The sequence below is a fragment of the Sorangium sp. So ce385 genome (assembly GCF_051474135.1).
In the GTDB taxonomy this organism is placed as follows: Bacteria; Myxococcota_A; Polyangia; order Polyangiales; family Polyangiaceae; genus Sorangium; species Sorangium cellulosum_D.
Genome location: NZ_CP150337.1, coordinates 6,281,960 through 6,300,481 on the forward strand (window position 1 = coordinate 6,281,960; position 18,522 = coordinate 6,300,481).

General features: G+C 73.1%; 13 protein-coding genes. 8 read left to right on the forward strand and 5 right to left on the reverse strand.

Annotation, left to right across the window (positions count from 1 at the left end):
- Positions 1-12 precede the first annotated feature (12 nt).
- On the forward strand, positions 13-603 hold the full coding sequence (locus WME83_RS22890; RefSeq protein ID WP_437321411.1) for a hypothetical protein: 591 nt from the start codon (positions 13-15) through the stop codon (positions 601-603).
- 38 nt (positions 604-641) lie between these two features.
- Here the strand turns inward: WME83_RS22890 and WME83_RS22895 are convergent, their stop codons facing one another.
- Positions 642-1,697 (reverse strand): hypothetical protein, encoded by a 1,056-nt coding sequence (locus tag WME83_RS22895; RefSeq protein WP_437321412.1) that lies wholly within the window; start codon positions 1,695-1,697, stop codon positions 642-644.
- A gap of 178 nt (positions 1,698-1,875) precedes the next feature.
- On the opposite strand from WME83_RS22895, the gene WME83_RS22900 reads away from it, so the two are divergent.
- The 4 genes from WME83_RS22900 (at position 1,876) to WME83_RS22915 (ending at position 6,859) form a co-directional block, all read left to right on the forward strand.
- Positions 1,876-3,330 (forward strand): serine/threonine-protein kinase, encoded by a 1,455-nt coding sequence (locus WME83_RS22900; protein ID WP_437321413.1) that lies wholly within the window; start codon positions 1,876-1,878, stop codon positions 3,328-3,330.
- A 200-nt stretch (positions 3,331-3,530) separates the two neighbouring features.
- Complete coding sequence (gene pdhA / locus WME83_RS22905) at positions 3,531-4,508, forward strand: pyruvate dehydrogenase (acetyl-transferring) E1 component subunit alpha (protein WP_437321414.1); 978 nt, start codon at positions 3,531-3,533, stop codon at positions 4,506-4,508.
- Entirely contained in the window at positions 4,505-5,488 is a 984-nt protein-coding gene (locus WME83_RS22910) for a pyruvate dehydrogenase complex E1 component subunit beta (RefSeq protein ID WP_437321415.1), read from the forward strand. The genes pdhA and WME83_RS22910 overlap by 4 nt, the downstream gene beginning before the upstream one ends.
- 39 nt (positions 5,489-5,527) lie before the next feature.
- On the forward strand, positions 5,528-6,859 hold the full coding sequence (locus WME83_RS22915; protein ID WP_437321416.1) for a pyruvate dehydrogenase complex dihydrolipoamide acetyltransferase: 1,332 nt from the start codon (positions 5,528-5,530) through the stop codon (positions 6,857-6,859).
- 75 nt (positions 6,860-6,934) lie between these two features.
- Here WME83_RS22915 and fxsT read toward each other — a convergent pair whose 3' ends face one another.
- From fxsT to WME83_RS22930, 3 genes are all read right to left on the reverse strand, one after another.
- Positions 6,935-9,805: an FxSxx-COOH system tetratricopeptide repeat protein gene (gene fxsT / locus WME83_RS22920; RefSeq protein ID WP_437321417.1), complete on the reverse strand. Its 2,871-nt coding sequence runs from the start codon at positions 9,803-9,805 to the stop codon at positions 6,935-6,937.
- A gap of 147 nt (positions 9,806-9,952) precedes the next feature.
- Positions 9,953-11,029 (reverse strand): ATP/GTP-binding protein, encoded by a 1,077-nt coding sequence (locus WME83_RS22925; RefSeq protein WP_437321418.1) that lies wholly within the window; start codon positions 11,027-11,029, stop codon positions 9,953-9,955.
- Between the two features lie 26 nt (positions 11,030-11,055).
- Positions 11,056-12,558, reverse strand: coding sequence for an SIR2 family protein (locus WME83_RS22930; RefSeq protein ID WP_437321419.1), 1,503 nt, complete (start codon positions 12,556-12,558; stop codon positions 11,056-11,058).
- A gap of 243 nt (positions 12,559-12,801) precedes the next feature.
- Here WME83_RS22930 and WME83_RS22935 point away from each other — a divergent pair, with 243 nt between their 5' ends.
- Together WME83_RS22935 and WME83_RS22940 are read left to right on the forward strand one after the other, a co-directional pair.
- Positions 12,802-13,800: a formylglycine-generating enzyme family protein gene (locus WME83_RS22935; RefSeq protein WP_437321420.1), complete on the forward strand. Its 999-nt coding sequence runs from the start codon at positions 12,802-12,804 to the stop codon at positions 13,798-13,800.
- A gap of 93 nt (positions 13,801-13,893) precedes the next feature.
- Positions 13,894-14,838, forward strand: a complete 945-nt coding sequence (locus WME83_RS22940) for a metallophosphoesterase family protein (protein WP_437321421.1) — start codon at positions 13,894-13,896, stop codon at positions 14,836-14,838.
- A gap of 199 nt (positions 14,839-15,037) precedes the next feature.
- Here the strand turns inward: WME83_RS22940 and WME83_RS22945 are convergent, their stop codons facing one another.
- A complete protein-coding gene (locus WME83_RS22945) occupies positions 15,038-15,244 on the reverse strand; it encodes a cold-shock protein (protein WP_012236438.1) in 207 nt (68 codons plus the stop codon).
- 981 nt (positions 15,245-16,225) lie between these two features.
- On the opposite strand from WME83_RS22945, the gene WME83_RS22950 reads away from it, so the two are divergent.
- Positions 16,226-18,358 carry an ATPase, T2SS/T4P/T4SS family gene (locus WME83_RS22950; RefSeq protein WP_437321422.1) on the forward strand — a complete coding sequence of 711 codons (2,133 nt, stop codon included), beginning with the start codon at positions 16,226-16,228 and terminating at the stop codon, positions 18,356-18,358.
- The last annotated feature ends 164 nt before the right edge of the window (positions 18,359-18,522 follow it).

The window sequence follows — 18,522 nt, forward strand, 5'->3', positions numbered from 1 at the left end:
GCAGGAGGACCGATGAACAGAATCCGAGCCTGGTCTGTAGCCGCCGCCCCCCTGTGGATCAGCGCCGTCGCGCTCTCGGGATGCGGCGGCGCCTCCCCCGCGCATGCGCCCGCGGCACCGGAGCCGGCCAGCACCGTCGCCTCCGCGGCGCCGCGCCAGGAGGGCTCCATCGAGACGGCCGAGGACGCGCTCGCGGCGCTCGAGCGCGCGGAAGGCGAGCTCGACCAGGCCCTCGGCGTACCGGCCGCTCACGAGGAGGACCGCGCCGCGGCGCAGGCAGCGCCGGCGGGAGCGCCGCCGCCGGCAGCGGCGCCGTCGCCGCCGCGCGCGGCGTCTGCGGAGGCCGCCGGCAGCGCCCCCGCGCCGTCGACGCGGTCGACCACCACGGCCGGCGGGCACCCGGCCAAGAAGGCCGAGGCCGCGCCGATGTCGGCGGCGCCGTGCGAGACCGCGTGCCGCGCGCTCGCGTCGATGAGCCGCGCCGCGCAGCACCTCTGCGGGCTGGCCGGCGACGCGGACGCGCGGTGCGACGCCGCGCGCACCCGCGTCAAGAGCGCGACCGACCGCGTCGAGGCGCGGTGCCCGCGCTGCGCCGAGCCCTAGCTCCGCCCACCGGGAGTCCGGTCAGGGACCGAGCGGCGTCAGGGGCCCGGCGCGAGGAGCTGGAGCAGCCGCACGTTCTTGTACATCTCCCCGAGCGAGCCCGCCGCCGCCTGGCCGGCCTTCGCCAGCCGATCGAGCTCCTCGGGCCGCACGTCCATCTGCACCGTGAGCCGGGCCGCGGCCGGATCCACCGCGAGCGTCGCGCGCTTCGCGACCTCGGCGAGCGCCGCGCCGGGCTCCGGGCCGACCAGCGCCGTCAGCGCGTCCACGTTCGCGCGCTTCTCCTCCAGGAGCTTCCGGAGCTCCTCGGCCGCGTCGGCCGACGCGGCGTCGATCGCGACGGTCGTCGAGAGGCCCCCCTTCGTCGAGACGCCGACCGTGACGGCGCGCGGGCCGGTCGACCCGGTGAGGATCGCCCGGAGGCTCGGCTTGCTCTCGGAGAGCAGGGCGACGCCCAGGAGGGGGCGATCCCACCCGATGTGCGCGAGGCGCGAGGTGACCTCTTCCCGGCTCGCCAGCGACGCGTCGGCCTCCTCGGCGTCGATGCTCGCGCGGAGGTCGGGCTCGGCGCCGTACAGCAGGATCGAGCCGTCGCGCACGGCGATCGCGTCCTCGCCGGCGCGGAGCAGGTACTTCACGCCCTTGTACTCCGCCTGGACGTAGCTGTGCTCCGCGAGGCGCGCCGCGAGCTTCTGCTCGTCGAAGCGCCCGCGCGCGACCACGAGCGACGGGGAGAGGACCAGCTTGTCGACGTCGAAGCCGAGATCGATGCCCGTCGCCTTCTTGATGTCGTCGCGGGTGCGCTCGATGTGCTGCCGCACCGCGCCGCCCTCCGCGCCGAGCGCCTTCAGATCGAGCTGGTGAGGGTCGACGATCACCACGCCGGGAGCGCTGCCGTGGACATACTCGAGCAGCGACTCGTCCTTCGGGAACGTGGCCGCGCGGAGGTGCGCCAGCCCGAAGCCGAGGAGACCGGTCTGCTGGGCGAGCACGACGGCGAACACGAGGGCGAGGAGCACGATGTACTTGGCCTTGCCTCGCTTCTTGGGTGCTCCGGCGGCTCGGGCCGGCTTCGACGCGCTCTCGGTGCTCATCTGTACTCGCTGCGCCCTCGCTGGATACCGCGTGCCGCCGGGCCCTGCGGGAACCGCCGCCGCAAGCGCCTCGAGCGCCGCCCGTCGACCTGGAGCGCGCCGCGGCAGAGCATAACCGGAAGCGGGACGCCGGCCAGGCCTTCCGCCGGGGCCGCTGGACGGATAGAACCGACGCGACGTGCCTCGATCCTCGTCCCCCGATGGCGGCCACGGCGCGCTCGCACCGCCGAGCGACGGCGCCGTGCTGCCCGCCGCCCTCGGCCGCTACCGCGTGCAGCGCCTCCTCGGCGAGGGGGCGATGGGGCGCGTCCTGCTCGCGCACGATCCGGTGCTCGATCGCGACGTCGCGCTGAAGCACCTGCGGGACGATCTCCGCATCCCGCGCGACGTCCGCGAGCAGCTCGTCGTGCGGATGCGCCACGAGGCGCGCGCCGCCGCCCGCGTGACCCACCCGAACCTGGTCACGCTCCACGACGTCGGCGAGGACCCGGATTTCGGGCTCTACCTCGTCTTCGAGTACGTCGAGGGGCCGACGCTGAAGCAGCACCTCCTCGAGCGCCCGCTCTCGGCCGCGCAGGCGGCGCGGCTGGCGCGCGAGCTCGGCGAGGCGCTCACGATCGCGCACCGCGCGGGCATCGTCCACCGCGACATCAAGCCGGAGAACATCATCCTCTCCGCGAACGGCGGCAAGATCGCCGACTTCGGGATCGCCAGGATCCCGGACTCGACGCTGACGCACCAGGGGGGGCTCATGGGCACGCCCGCGTACAGCGCGCCGGAGACGTTCCGCGCCGGGAAGTTCTCGCCCGAGAGCGACCAGTTCTCGCTCGCGGCCGTGATGTACGAGGCGATCTCCGGCAAGCGCGCGTTCCCGGGCGACGACGCGGTCTCGGTCGCGTCGAAGATCGCGAGCGACGATCCGCCGCCGATCGCGCAGGAGGTCGGCGCGCCGCCGTCGATCGATCAGGTGCTCGCGCGCGGCCTGTCGAAGCGGCCCGAGGACAGGTACCCGAGCTGCGAGGCGTTCGGCGCCGCGTTCGCCGACAGCCTGGAGTGGGCGGCCTCGAGCCAGCTGCCGAGGCGCATGCTGGACGCCTCCGTCGCCGCGACGGCGGCGCTGTCCACGGAGCCGGGCGCGGTGCGCGCGGATCCGATCGGCGACGACTTCCCTCCCCGCGAGCGGAAGATGGGTCAGGTCGTCCTCGGCGCGGCCGTGGTCGTGGCGACGGCCGTCCTGCTCGTCCGCACGGCGATGCGATCGACAGACGCGCCGGTCGAGGAGCCCCCCGCGCAGGCGGCGCCGGCCGCGTCGTCCGCGGCGCCGCGGCCGAGCGCCGTCCCCTCGGCGCGGCCGGCGCGCCCGAAGCACGGGGCCGCGGAGACCTCGCCGCCCGCCGCGTCATCATCATCATCCACGCCGCGCGCGGCGGGCAGCGCGGAGCCCAGCGCCAGCCCGCCGGGCAGCGACCCGAGCCGGCCCGCGTCGGTCACCCTCCCCGAGGACGAGCACGGCGCGGACGCAGGGACGCCGGAGCCCGAGGTCGACGACCTCGACGCGCCGGAGACCACCGACACCGCGCCGGACACACCCGACGCGCCCGACGCTGGAGCCGCCGATGCTGCTGCGCGTTGAACGGCAGAGATCGCGGTGGCGTTGTCACGAGGAAAAAACTCACCTAAAGGAGCCCGGGTAAGCGGCGTCGCTGTCCGGAACGGCTCGACGTCGAGCGCCTGGTCGGGTCCCTCGCGGGCCCCGGCATGTCGCTCACGCTCACGCCGACCGCCGCGCTGGCGACCGTCTGGAACGCTGTTCTGCCCCTTGAGATCCCCGCGATGACTACCCTGACAAACGGCGACGATCTCCATCTGTCGCTCTACCGAAAGATGTTTCAGATACGCCGCTTCGAGGAAGAAGCGGCCCGCGCGTACGCGCAGAGCAAGATCGGCGGGTTCCTTCACCTGTACATCGGTCAGGAGCCCATCGCCGTCGGCGCCACCGCGGCGCTCCGCCCTGACGACTACGTGATGACGACCTACCGCGATCACGGCCTCGCCCTCGCCCGCGGGATGACCGCGCGCGCCGCGATGGCGGAGCTCTACGGCAAGGTCACCGGGTGCTCGAAGGGGCTCGGCGGCTCGATGCACTTCTTCGACAAAGAGCACAACATGCTCGGCGGCTACGGCATCGTCGGCGGCCACATCCCCATCGCCGTCGGGACCGCGTTCGCGTCGAAGTACCGCGGCGAGGACCGGGTCTCGATGGTGTTCTTCGGCGAGGGGGCGGTGAGCATCGGCGACTTCCACGAGGGCATGTCCCTCGCGGCGCTCTGGAAGCTGCCGATCGTGTTCGTCTGCGAGAACAACGAGTACGCGATGGGGACGCCGCTCTCCCGCACGCTCTCGGTCGAGGACGTCTCGCTGAAGGCGCTCGCCTACGGGATGGAGCGCGATCGCTTCAACTCCGAGCACGTCCTCCAGGTGCGCGATCGCCTCGGCGAGGCCATCGAGCGGGCGCGCAAGCACTCGGAGCCGACGCTGGTCGAGATCAGGACGTACCGCTTCCGGGGCCACTCGATGAGCGATCCGGGCAAGTACCGGACGAAGGAGGAGCTCGAGGAGCGCAAGAAGAAGGACGTGCTCCTGCGATCGCGCGTCGAGCTCGAGGAGAAGGGGCACAAGGACGCCCTCGAGGCGATCGAGAAGGAGGTCGAAGAGGAGATCGCCGACGCGGTCCGCTTCGCCGAGGAGAGCCCCGAACCCGGGCCCGAGGTGCTCGAGCCCACAACCTATGCAGGACCTTTTGCGCGATGACCGTCCTAAGATTCCGGGAGGCGGTTCGCGCCGCCATGATCGAAGAAATGGAGCGCGACGAGCGGGTGTACCTCGTCGGCGAGGAGGTCGGGCACTACCAGGGCGCCTATAAGGTGACCGAGGGGATGCTCGAGAAGTTCGGCGCGAAGCGCGTGATCGACGCGCCGATCACCGAGAGCGGGTTCACCGGCATCTCGATCGGCGCCGCGATGGTCGGGCTGCGGCCGATCGTCGAGTACATGACGTGGAACTTCTCCGCCGTCGCGTTCGACCAGATCCTCAACAACGCGGCGAAGCTCCGGCAGATGTCCGGCGGGCAGCTCAGCATCCCGCTCGTGCTGCGGGCGCCGAACGGCTCGGCGCGGCAGGTCGGCTCGCAGCACTCGCACTCGATGGAGCACTTCTACGCGCACGTCCCCGGCCTCAAGGTGCTCGCGCCCGCGATGCCGGCCGACGCGAAGGGGCTCCTCAAGTCGGCGATCCGCGACGACAACCCGGTGCTCTTCATGGAGAGCGAGACGCTCTACGGCGTGAAGGGCGAGGTGCCCGACGACCCCGACTTCATCGTGCCGCTCGGGGTCGCCTCGATCGTGCGCGAGGGGACCGACGTCTCGATCATCTCGTGGAGCCGGATGGTGCACGTGGCGCTCGAGGCGGCCGCGGAGCTCGAGAAGGAGGGCATCAGCGCGGAGATCGTGGACCTGCGTTCGCTGCGCCCGCTCGACGAGGAGACGATCGTGAAGAGCGTCACGAAGACCCACCGCGCCGTCGTGGCGCACGAGGGGTGGCCGTACGGCGGCGTCGGCGCCGAGGTCGCCGATCGCATCCAGCGGCTCGCGTTCGACGAGCTGGATGCGCCCGTCCTGCGCGCGACGACGCTCGACGTCCCGATGCCCTACAACGCACGGCTGGAGCAGTACGTGATCCCGCAGGCGGCGCGGATCATCGAAAACGTTCACCGCGTTCTCTACAAAAGCTGACTGAGCGGACGCACATCCCCGATCAAGGTTGATAGACCCATGGCGAAGGTTCTGGAACTGCCGAAGCTGTCCCCGACCATGGAGGAGGGGCAGATCAGTGCCTGGCACAAGAAGGAAGGCGACAAGATCGACATCGACGATCTGCTCGCAGAGGTCGAGACCGACAAGGCGACCATGGAGTACAAGTCCTTCGATCGAGGGACGTTGCTCAAGATCCTCGTGCCTGCGGGCAGCGTGGTTCAGCTCGGCCAGCCCGTCGCGATCATCGGCAACCCGGGCGAGGACGTAAGCGCCCTGGCCGGGGGGAGCGGCGGCGGCGCTCCGGCGCAGAAGCCGGCGGCGGCGGAGCCCAAGGGGGCTCCCGCCGCGCAGCCGGCCGGCGGCGCGGCGCCGAGCGGTGAGGCGCCCGGCACGGCCGCGCCGCCCGCGGCGCGCGGCGAGGCGGTCTCGCCGCCCACGCAGCCGGCCGCGCCGCAGCCGGCGTCCGACGGGCGCGTGCGGGCGTCGCCGTACGTGCGCAAGCTCGGCCGCGAGCGCGGGCTCGACCTCACCAGCGTCGCCGGATCGGGCCCGCGCGGGCGCATCGTCGCGCGCGACCTCGAGGGGCTGAAGCCGGCGCCGGCCGCGGCGGCGGCCGCGCCGACCGCGCCCGGCGAGCTCGCCGCGCCGGATGTGCGTCCGCTCAGCATGATGCGCAAGGCGATCGCCCGGCGCCTCACCGAGTCGAAGCAGACCGTCCCGCACTTCTACCTCTCGATCGACGTCGACGCCGATCCGCTGAACGCGCTGCGCGAGCAGATCAACGCGGATCTCGCGGCGACCGCCGCCGAGGGCGAGAAGCCGGCCAAGGTCAGCTTCAACGATCTCCTGGTCAAGGCGTGCGCCATCGCGCTCGTGCGCGTGCCGGAGTGCAACGCGCAGTTCACCTCGGACGCGATCCTCGTCCACCGGCGCGTCGACATCTCGGTGGCGGTCGCCGTCGCCGAGGGCCTCGTCACGCCCGTGGTGCGCGACGCCGATCGCAAGCAGGTGCTCGAGATCGCCACCGAGGTGCGGGAGCTCGCCGGGAAGGCCAAGTCGAAGAAGCTGCGGCCCGAGGAGATGGCGAACGGGACGTTCTCGATCTCGAACCTCGGCATGTACGGGATCGACAACTTCGGGGCCGTCATCAACCCGCCCGAGGGCGCGATCCTCGCCGTGGGCCAGGTCCGCCGCGAGCCCGTCGTGCGCGGCGAGCAGGTCGTGCCGGGCCGCCGCATGGCGATGACGCTCTCCTGCGATCACCGCGTCGTCGACGGCGCGGTCGGCGCGACCTTCCTCAAGGTCCTGCGCCAGCTGCTGGAGCACCCGACGCAGATCCTGATCGGCTGATCCTCCGCGCGCCTCGACCAGCGCTCAGCCAGGACGCAGCGGACGCCGGGGATCTCCCCCGGCGTCAGCTCGCGCTCAGGTCGCCTCGGCGCCGCCGCCGAGCGCGTCGCCGAGGCGCGCCAGGTTCCGCGAGAAGATCTGCACGGACGGGTGCGACGGCCCGAGCGCCTTCGTGGCGATCGCCACGGCGCGCTCGATCTGCTGCCAGGCGCCCGATAAGTCGCCGAGCGCCTGCAGCACGCGCCCGAGGTTGTTCACGATGCTCGCCACGACCGGGTGATCCGGGCCGTAGGTCGCCTGCGCGATGCCGAGCGCCCGCTCCAGCTGCTCGCGCGCCCCGGGCAGCTCGCCGAGCGCTTGCAGCACGCTGCCGAGGTTGTTGCAGCCGATCGCCACGGCCGGGTGATCCGGCCCGTAGGTCGCCTCGGCGATCCTCAGCACGCGCGCGAAGTTCGCCCGCGCGCCCTCGAGGTCGCCGAGATCGCGCAGCACGCTGCCGAGGTTGTTGATGTCCCGCGCCACGTCGGGGTGATCGGGCCCGTAGGTGTCCTCGACGATCGCGAGCGCCCGCTCGAAGTCGGCGCGCGCCCCGGCGAGGTCGCCGAGGTCGCGCAGCACGCGCCCGCGGTTGTTCAGCGCGAGCGCGAAGCGCGGGTGGTACTGGCCGTAGCTGTGCTCGTCGATCTTGAGCGCCTCCTCGAACTGCTCGCGCGCGCCCTTCAGGTCGCCGAGGTCGTGGAGCAGCCGGCCGAGGTTCGTGCGGCCGATCGCGACGGTCGGGTGATCCGGCCCGTAGGCGCGGATGTCGATCGCGAGCGCCCGCTCGAGGTGCACGCGCGCGCCCGCGAAGTCGCCGAGGTCGCGGAAGAGCGCGCCGAGGTTGTTGAGCCGTATCGCGACGCTCGGGTCGTCGGGGCCGTACGTCGCCTCGTCGATCGCGAGCGCGCGCTCCAGGTGCTTGCGCGCGCCGGGCAGGTCGCCCTGATCCATGAGCACGCTGCCGAGGTCGTTCACGTCGCGCGCGACGTCCGGGTGGTCGGGGCCGAAGCGCGCGATGTCGATCGCGAGCGCGCGCTCCAGGTGGGCCCGCGCGCCGCCGAGGTCGCCGAGATCGTGCAGGACGCTGCCGAGGCTGCGCAGCACCGCGGCGACCTTCGGATCGTCGTGGCCGTACACCGCCTCGTGCAGCGCGAGCGCCCGCTCCAGGTACCCCTTCGCCTCCGCGAACGCCGCGCGCCCCTGCAGGTAGACGGCGAACCGCGCGAGGAGCCGCCCGCGCACCTCCTTCGCGACGTCGTAGGCCTCGGCCTGGCTCGCCGCGGCGAGCGCGTGCGGCAGCCACCGGGCGCAGAAGGGCCACGTCTCGACGTCGTCGCTGCTCTCCGGGAACGCGTGGTCGACGAGGCGGACCGCCGCCTCGGCCCACATCCGCCGGTCCTGGGGCGAGAGGCGATCGCGCACCACCGCCTGGACGAGCCGGTGCACCGAGAGCGCGCCCTCGTGCACGTCGATGAACGAGTAGCGGCGCAGCGCGGCGACCGCCTCGTCGAGCATCAGCGGATCGCTCAGCGCCTCCGCGAGCGCCGGCGGCAGGTGCGGCGCGGCGTCGGCGAGGCCCTCGCGCGGGATGTCGTCGGGCGCGAGGAACGCGCACAGGCTCAGGAGATCGACGGCGACGGGCGAGAAGCGCTGCGCCTCCTGGAACGCGAGGCCCCAGGTGGTGGCGACCGGCGTCGGGTAGTCCATCGGCACGCCGCGCAGCAAGAGCTCGCGCTGGTGGTCGCCGAAGACCGCGTGGTAGGTCGCGATCGACGACCCCGTCTCCTTGATGGTCGCCGCCGCCTGCACCAGCGCGAGCGGCAGGTCGCCGAGCGTCTCGGCGAGCCTCTCCGCGGCGCGCTCGTCGCTCTGCCCGGTCTTCTCGAGCAGGAACTTCACCGAGTCGGCGCGATCGAGCGCCGGCACGGTGAGCGGCGTGGCGATGCCGCGGAAGCTCGGGTTGCGCGAGGTGATGAGGATGTGCCCGGTGCGCGGGTGCGGCAGGTACGGGGCGACGTCCCGCGGATCGTTCACGTTGTCGAAGACGAGGAGCCACTTGTCGTTGCGCGACAGCCACGACCGGACCGCCTCGATGGCGATCCGCTGGTCGGCCTCGTTCTGCTCCGGCAGGTCGAGCGCCGCGGCGAGGCGCGCGAAGTCCTCGGCCGTCGTCGCCGGCTCCTCGGCGCGGACCCACCAGACGACGTTGTACTGGCTCGCGTACCGGTGCGCGTACTCCGCGGCGAGCTGCGTCTTGCCGATCCCGCCGAGGCCGCTGATCGCCTGCGTGAGCGCCGCGGGCCCGCCGGTGGTGAGCGCGCTCCGCAGCTCGTCGAGGAGCCGGTCGCGCCCGGTGAAGCTCGGGTTGCGCGGCGGCAGCTTCTTGATGTGCGGCTCTGCGTCGGGCGAGCTCGACTGCCGCCGGGGGGCCGGCCGCTGGGTCGGCGGCTCCGTCTCGCGGACGGCGCTCCGTATCCCCTTCGCGATCTCGGTGAAGGCCTCGCTCTGGTTGGGGTAGCTCGTCACCGGCCGCGCGCGGTGGGGCAGCGGCTGCAGCTTGCCGAGCGCCGTCTTCTCCCAGGCGCAGGGCCGCAGGATGACCGGGATGACCCGGCACTCCCCCGCCTCGTGCCGGGCGATCGCCTCCCGGAGCTCCGGGGAGAGCCACGCGTCGGTGTTGAGGAAGTCCGCGCTCACGAGCAGCAGCACGACCCGCGCTTCGCGCAGCCTCGCCGCGAACGCCTCTCTCCGCTCCCGCCCGCCGCCGAGGGCGAAGCCCTGGTACGTCCGGATGACCCCCTGCCGTTTCAGCGCGTCGAGGTGGGTCTCCAGCTTGGGCCGCAGGTCCTCGTCCCTCGGGGAGTAGGAGAAGAACAGATCGGCGGGGCTCGTCGCCAAGGCAACCATAGTTCCTCTCGCGGGCCTTAAGGTCTCACGACGGACCTGGAGCGCAACGAGAATACGCGCTCGGGAAAGGCCCAGGAAGGGACGGGTTGTGACGCTCTCGGCGGATACATGCGGGTCGAACCTCCATGGCTTCTTCGGGGGTTTGCCTTACCCAGAATCCGGCTCCGTCCTACCTTCGCGTTCCTCTTCCGTGCCGGGGAGGAACCTGCCGGAAGCCTGCACGATGCGGCGCGCCGCTTCCATCCATTGACGCCGATCGTCCCGCCGCAGCTGGTTGCGGACGACGATCTTCACGAGGCGGTGGACGCTGAGCGCGTGCGGCCGCACCTCGATGAGCGAGTGCAGCCGCAGCATCGCGATCGCGTCGTCGAGCGCGAGCGGGTCGTACTCGCTCAGCGCCCGCCGCGGGATCTGGTCCATCGGCAGGAACGAGCAGAGGCTGAGGAGCTCCGCCGCGGCCTGGTGGCTGAACACGGCGGCGAGCGCGCTCTCCCACGCGGTCGCGACCGTCACCGGGAAGCTGACCGGGCGCTCCAGGAGCGCGGCCGGGCGCTGGCGGAACAGCGCGAGGTACTCGGCGAGCGGGCGCCCGGTCTCCTCGATGTACGCGCCGGCCTGCGCCAGGGCGAGCGGCAGGTCGCCGAGCTCCTCGGCGAGCGCGTCGGCCGACTCCGCGTCGGTCTCGCCGGTGCGCCGGAGCAGGAAGGCCACCGACTCGCCGCGCTCGATGCCGCGGACGGTCACCGTCGTCAGCCCGCGCCAGATCGGGTTCTGCGACGTCGCGAGGATGTGGCCGCCGTGCGAGACGCTCGGCACGTAGGGCTCGACCTCGCTCGGGTCGCGCACGCCGTCGAAGAGGAGGAGCCAGCGCCCGCGGCGCCCGAGCCGGTTGCGCACCGCCGCGACCGCGCGCGCGGCATCGAGCTGCTCGTGATCGGGCAGCCGCATCTCGGCGGCGAGCGCCGCGAAGCCGGCGTCCATCGTCGCCGGGCTCTGGCCGTCGATCAGGAAGACCGTGTCGTAAGCGCTGGCGTTGCGGTGCGCGTACTCGATCGCGAGCATGGTCTTGCCGGTGCCGCCGAGCCCGCAGAGCGGCGCCATGCCGCGCCGCGCGAGCGTGGCGCCGATCTCGGCGAGCAGATCCTCGCGCGAGGCCAGGTTCCGGCCGGTCCACGCGGGGACGCTCCAGATCCCGGGGGGCGGTGGCACCTCCGATTGGCTCACCGGCTGGGCGCCGGGGGTCGGTGAGCCTACGGGGGGTTTTGGGTGAGCTGCTCGACCTGCTTTCGGATGCCCTTGGCGATGTCGGTGAACGCCTCGCTCTGGTTGACCCAGCTCGTCACCGGGCGCCCGCCCCGCGGCAGGCTGGCCAGCCTGCCGAAGGGCGCGCCCTCCCAGTCGCAGGCGTCGAGGATGACCGGGATGACGCGCGCCTCCCCCCGCTCGTGGCGCTCGATCGCCTTCTGCATCTCGACGTCGTAACAGAAGTCCGACGCGAGGAAATCGGCGCTGATGAGCAGGAGGATGACCTTCGCGGTCTCGAGGTGCTCGGCGAGCGCCCGGTCGCGCTCCTCGCCGGCGCCGATCTCGCCGTCGTGCCAGCCGCGGATGACGCCCTTGCGCTTGAGGATGGCGAGGTGCGTCTCGAGCTTGTCGCGCAGCTCGCGGTTGCTCTCCGAGTACGAGAAGAACACCTCGATGGGGCTCGCCGGAGGCTCGGACACCCGCTCGCGCCGCGGCGGGTCGAGCGCCCCCGGCATCGTGACCGTGTCGTCGTACGCCGCCGAGTCGGGCGGGAGATCGTACGACGGGAAGCCGAGCGGCGACGACGACGGCGGGAGCTCGAGGTCGGGGATCGGCGGCGGGACGATGGAGCGGGAGCGGGGCGGCGCCCCGCGCGGGCGGGGCGCGCTCACGCGCTCGAGGATCGCGAGCGCCTGGTCGTGGCTGCCGTCGGAGGTGTCGTAGGGCAGGAGCGAGAACCCCATGCCGACGAGCGTCGCGCGGCGGAGCGGCGTCAGGCTCGCGCTCGGGATGATGACGAAGCGGGGCGGCGGCGAGCTGCCCGAGAGCGCGTGGATGTCGGACAGCATCTCGTCGAAGTTGCCGTCGGCGCGCCCGAAGCCGATGAAGAGCACGGGGCAGTTGGAGAGCACGGCCGTGAGCGACCTGCGCACGTCCGGGTCCGCGATCGACGCGAGGAAGCGGTCGCGCGCGAACACCCAGCTGCCCGGCTCCTTCAGCGTGCCGTGCAGCTTGAGGATGAACCGCCGCCGCCACGCGACCTCGTCGGTGACGCGCCACAGGGTGTCCCACTCGGGGCCGAAGGCGCGCTCGAGCAGGTGGTTGAGGTTCGTGGTGAGCACCGCGCGCAGCCTGTCCCGCAGCGCGGCGATCGCGAGCGCGATGCGCGGCGGCTCGAGCCCCTCGTCGTCGAGCGCGTCCTCCACGAACGCGTTGAACTCCGCCGCGCCGAGCGCGTGCTCCGCCGCGGCGAGCGCCTCGCTGTAGCGCTGCGACCACGCGAGCGACGCGACCTCGGCGGTCATCACCTCGTCGCCGACCTGCTCGCGCACCCTCTCGACGAGCAGGTCGACGAGCTGGCGCCACGTCGGCAGCCCGGCCGCGGCCGAGATGCCTCCCCCGACGCAGAGCACGAGCTCTCCGCTCTCGAACGCCTCACGCAGCTCTTCGATCACCGCGGCGTCGAGCTCCGCGCTCACCGTGTTGCCGTTGTCCATAAGGGTTGACATCGAGCCCCTCGAGTCTATCGCTCCTCGGCGTCCGGCGCACTTTTGCGGCGCGTCGCGCGCGCGCTTCCACGCGTGACGCGCGTGACGCGCGTGACGCGCGCCGCGCGACGCCGGGCCCCGCGGGGCGGCCGGCCCGCGCCCGCGATGTCCCAGACGACAGGGCCGCGCCGCCGCGGTCGCGGTCGGGCGCGGTCGGACAAGGCGGAAACAGTCCGCGAGCCTGGAGCATGCTACGCCTGCGACATGCGTCCGGCGGCTCTGTTCGTGCTGGCCACGCTGGCCTCGATTTTCGCAGTCTCCATGGTCGGCGCGGCCGCCCCTGCGCCGGGGGCGCCTCCTCAGCCGCAGCCGGCTCCTGGCCGCGCGCGACGCGCCCCGCGCCTGCCGGCGAGCGCAGAGGCCGCGCTCCCGGCGAGCGCCGGCGGCCAGGGCGCGCGCTCGCCCGCGAGCGTCGTCGCGCTGCGCGCGCCCGGCCCGCCCGCGGTCCTCGTGCGCGCGGGCAGCTTCACGATGGGCTCGAGCGAGGTCGAGATCGCGCACGCGGTGACGCTCTGCAAGCTCGAGCCGGGCGGCGATCTGTGCGTCGACGAGACCGAGGCGAGCTTCGCGAACGAGCTCGTGCCTCACGAGGTGTACCTGTCGGACTTCTGGATCGATCGCACCGAGGTCACCGTCGCCAGCTACCGCCGGTGCGTCTCGGCCGGACTCTGCACCGAGCCTCCCTACGCGTCCGGCGGGCAGCGGTTCGATCGGCCGGACTATCCGGTGGTGCTCGTCTCGTGGAGCGACGCGCAGCGCTACTGCGCGTGGGCCGGCGGCCGCCTGCCGACCGAGGCCGAGTGGGAGCGCGCCGCGCGCGGCGCGGCCGGGCGTCGTTACCCGTGGGGCCATGTCTACAACCCGTTCCACGCGAACCACGGGAAGCTCTCGTTCGACGAGCTCGACGACGGCGACGGCTTCCTCGAGCTCGCTCCCGTCGGCTCGCTCGTCGCCGGGCGGACCCCCGACGGCATCGACGATCTCGCCGGCAACGTCGAGGAGTGGGTCGCCGATTACTACCATCCCGAATATCCAAGCGGCAGCGCGAAGGATCCGCGGGGGCCCGACATGGGGGAGGAGCGCGTGCTGCGGGGCGGCAGCTACATCCTGGGTCGGCCGTGGCTGCGCGGCGCCGCGCGGGGGCACGACCTGCCGACCAGCCGCCGCGCGTGGCGCGGCTTCCGCTGCGCGCGCGACGCCTGACCGAGCCGACGCGCGCGGCGCCCTCGCGCGGGGCGCCCGCGATGAGCCGGCGCGATGGTTGGCCGCCGCGCCGGATGGGCCCATACTGCGCGCGTGAGGATCGCGCACCTCTCTGATCTCCACCTCCTGTCCCTCGAGGGGGCCATCCCGTTCCGGCTGCTGAACAAGCGGCTCACGGGCTATATCAACATCCGCTTCCGGCGCCGCGCCATCCACAAGCCGCACGCGGTGCACGCGGCGGCGAAGGAGATCCGGCGGCTCGGCATCGACCACGTCGTCATCACGGGCGACGTGTCGAACCTCGCGCTCGAGCGGGAGTTCGTCCTCGTCCGCAGCTTCCTGCAGCGCGATCTCGGGCTCCCTCCGGAGCGGGTGAGCATCGTCCCGGGGAACCACGACGCGTACACGAAGGGCGCGCACCGCTCGCAGCGGTTCTCGCAGTACTTCGCGCCGTACCTGCGCTCCGACCTCCCGCTCGACGACGCGGCGAAGCGCGACGACGGCGCAGCCGGCGGCGACGGCGGGGGCTCCGCGTTCCCCTTCGTCCACCTGCGCGGGCCGGTGGCGTTCATCGGCCTGTCGACCGCCTGGCCCCGCCCGCCGCTGGTCGCCTCGGGGCGGCTCGGCCCGGTCCAGCTGCGCGCGCTGGAGCGCGTGCTGTCGCACCCGGAGGTGCGGCGGCGGACGCCGATCGTGCTCCAGCACCACCCCTTCCACAACCCGGCGAGCCGGGCGAAGACCTTGCTGGAGGGCCTGGGCGACGCTGCGGCCGAGGGGCGATTGCTCCGGCACGTCAGCCGCGGCCTGCTGCTGCACGGGCACCTGCACCGCCGCATCCACCGGAAGCTGCACACCGATCGGGGTCACATCGACGCCGTCGGCGCCGCCAGCGCCTCGCTGCTCCACGAGAGCGACGAGCGGATGGCCGGGTTCAACGTCTACGAGGTCGACGACGCCGGGGCGATCAAGGGCATCACCTCCCACCGCTTCGTCCCGGGTCAAGAGGCGTTTCGCGAGGTCCCGGTCCCCGAGCGGTGAGCGCACCCCGCGCTCGGCGGAGCGCCCCGCGGGACGAGGCGCTCTGCCGAGCGCCCCACCGGACGCCGCGCGCAGCTCATCCGCCGCGCGAAGAACCCGCCGTGCGGGCGCGACATGATCGGGCTCGGAGGTGGGGTGGTTCGATCGCAGCGGGGGGCGCTGCGCTGGCAGTCCGGTGGGGCGCTGGTCAGGAGGAAATTCAGGCGGTGGCGCGGATCACGTTGACCGCCTGGAGACCTTTGGGACCTTCCTTGATCTCAAATTCAACGGTCTCGTCCTCGAACAGACGGCGGCGCCCCTCCCCGTTGATCTGCGAATAGTGAACGAAGACGTCGGGGCCAGTCTCCTGCTTGATGAAGCCCCAACCCTTCTCGTCGTTGAACCACTTAACCTTGCCAACTGCCATATTTCCTCCACTTCAGAGCTCGTCGATACCCGAGGCGCGCAGGCTGGGAGTCGGGAGGAGGCCGCGGCTGCGGCCGCGGCTCCCATGATTCCGATGCGGGCTTGGCTGCTTGCAGCAAAACCCCCCTCGTAGACAAATCCAGCTTGCGCAGGGCGGCTGCCCAGCCGCTGGTTGATGTGCATGCGCGGCGACTTCGACGATTCTCCCCGGTCCGAGCGGGCGCCAACGTAAACGGGCCGATGCGCCAAGGTCAAGCAGCGATGATGGTCCGACCCACGCTTGCGCGAGGCCGCACCGCCTCACCGGCAGTCCCTCCTTGCAGCCGCTTCCGACGAGAATGCCCCGCCGTACAGCAGATCCTGACGGCGAGTACGGAACCACGATCAATCACGGGGTTGCCGCGCGGTGCGAAGCAGGATTCGCGCGGCTGTCAAGATTTGCGCTCTTATCGAAGAGCCTTGTGCGTCGCCCCGCGCATGGCGTCGCGCCCTCGACGCGGCTCGCGAGATCGCCTCGCGCCCCTGGACACGGCTCGCGAGATCGCCTCGCGCCCCTGGACACGGCTCGCGAGATCGCCTCGCGCCCCTGGACGCGGCCATCGAGATGTCGCAGGGCCGGCGACCTCCCGCGAACGTCGCGCCGCCGGCCCGCCTTGGCTCAGGCTGTTCGGCGTCGCGCCGCCGGCGTGCCCCCCTGCGCGCGTGGCGCGGTGCGGCTCGCTCGAGCGGCGCCTCCGCGCGGCGCCTGCGCCTGCGCCGCGCCCCGCTGAGCGGCGCCTGCGCCGCGCCTCGCCGAGCGCCCCCTGCGCCGCGCCCCGCTGAGCGCGGCCGGCGCGGGCGCGCGAGCCGAGCCCCGCGCGCCCGCTCGCCGCCCGGGAGCACGATCCGAAGGCATCTCGTTGACATGTCTGTTCGAGCTTGCTCGTATGGCGTGGCGAGGGCATCGGGTCTCACCTCCGCCCTGGCCCCGCGAGGCGACGAGATGTTCTCGGTGATCATCAGCGAGAAAGGGGGCGCGGAGCGCCGCGAAACCTTCGACCGGACAGAGATCAACGTCGGTCGCGTGCAGGGCAACGACCTGATGCTGCCGAAGGGCAACGTGTCGAAGCGGCACGCCCGCCTGCTCTTCCGCGACGGGCGCTTCATCGTCACCGACCTCAAGAGCACGAACGGCACATACGTCAACGGCCGGAAGATCGCCCAGGCGACGATCGTCCGCGAGGGCGACAAGATCTACATCGGCGACTTCGTGCTGCGGATCGAGACGGCCGCGGCCGGAACGGCGCCCCCGGACAGCACGGCGCCCCCGGCGCGCGTGCCGGAGGAGACGGGCACCGGCGATCCCGCCCACCTCGCCGACCGCGCGCCGCCGTCCGCCGAGAAGGGGCTGCACCGGTCGGCGCCCCTGCCGCTGATCAACGAGAAGGGCGAGCCGTCGCGCACCAGCCAGGGCGTGATCAGCCACTTCCCGCTCGAGAACGATCCGGACGAGTCGGTCGACGCCGCCGCGCCCGTCCCCGGCCCGCCGCGCATCCCCTCGCCTCGCCCGCCCATCGCGCCGGGCTCGCACGTCGGCGCGTCCGGTCCTCCGCCCCTGCCGATCCCTCCGGCGACGCCGAACGCCCCAGGCGCGCGCGACGGCCGCGCCGTGGCGCCCCCCGTCCACCCGACCACGCAGATGGCGCGCCCCTACCCGACCGCGACGCCGCTGCCGGGACAGGGCGGCCCGAGCGTCGCCGCGCCGGCGCAGGGCGCCGCGAACGTCGCCGTCCACCCCAGCGTGGTCCCCATCCCCAGCCGGCGCGCCATCCCGCCCGTCTCGGACCGGGTCGACCGGGGGCAAGGCGACTCGGCGCAGGCCGTGGCGCACCGCAGGGCGCTCGCGCGCCTCGTGGAGCGGCTCGCCGACCTCGTCGATCTCACGCCGCTCGACGACGGGACGCCGCCGGACGGCGCGCTCGCCCAGCGGATCGAGCAGGCCGTCGCCGCGGCCGCGGAGGCGATGCGCGCGGCGGGCGAGCTCCCCGCCGAGGTCGACGCCGAGGCGCTCATCGCCGACGCGCAGCGGGAGCTCCTCACGCTCGGCCCGCTCGATCGCCTGCTCGAGGACGCCGAGGTCGGCGAGATCCAGGTGTTCCGCCACGACCACGTGATCGCGATGCACGGGCGCCGGCGCGCCATCACGGAGGTCGGGTTCAGCAGCGATCGCGCGGTCGACCGCGTCATCCGCCGGCTCTGCGCGATGGCCGGGCAGCCGCTCGAGCCGGACGCGCGCTTCGTCGAGCGGACGCTGCCGCAGGGGCGGCGGCTCTTCGCCGTGCTCCCGCCGGCGGCGACCTCCACGCTGGTGATCCGGAAGCCGCAGCGCCCCGACGTCACGCTCGAGGACCTGGTGCGCAACGGGACGATCTCGCGCGCGATGGCCGTCCTGCTCTCCCAGTGCGTGATCGGGCGCGGCAACCTGCTCGTCACCGGGACGCGGGACGCCGGCACGGGCTGGCTGCTCGGCGCGCTCGCGGCCGCGGCGCAGCCCGACGATCGGTTCGTCGTGCTCCAGGACGAGGACGAGCTCGCGCTCGATCAGCCCAACACCCTGTCCATCGCGCTCGGCAGCACGGCGGCCGAGCGGACGCGGGCGGTGCAGGCGGCCGTGCGCCTCCGGCCGGAGCGGGTCGTGGTGAGCTCGTTCTCGGGCCACGTCGCGGCCGAGATCGTCGACGCGATCGGCGGCGGCATGGATGGCGTGCTCGCGGCCGCCCGGGCGCCCACGCTGCGCCAGGCGGTGACGCGGCTCCCTGCGGACATCGCCGCCACCCGCCCGGGGATCACGCCGGAGGCGGCGCGCGAGTGGCTGGCGTCGTCGTTCGACCTGGCGATCGAGATCGCCCTGCTCCGCGACGGCCGCCACCGCGTGCTCCGCATGGCCGAGCTCGCGGTCGAGAACGGGCAGATCGCCATCCGCGACGTGTTCACGTTCGTGGTCGAGCGGACGGCCGCCGGCGGCGCGCTGGAGGGGACGTTCCACCCCTCCGGGCTGGTGCCGGACATCGTGGAAGATCTCCAGTCCCGCGGGCTCACCGTCGACACGTCGACCTCGTTCCGGCGAAACCGCTAGTTCCGCCGGCCGGCGCCGTCACGGGCGAGCACGGCAAGCGCGGGGAAGAGCGGGCAAGAGCGGGCAAGAGCGGGGAAGGAGCGGGCAAGAGCGGGCGAGGAGCGCACGAGTCTCCAGCGCCAGGTGAGAACGTCTTGACGGGCGCCGGCGAGAAACGGAGGTTA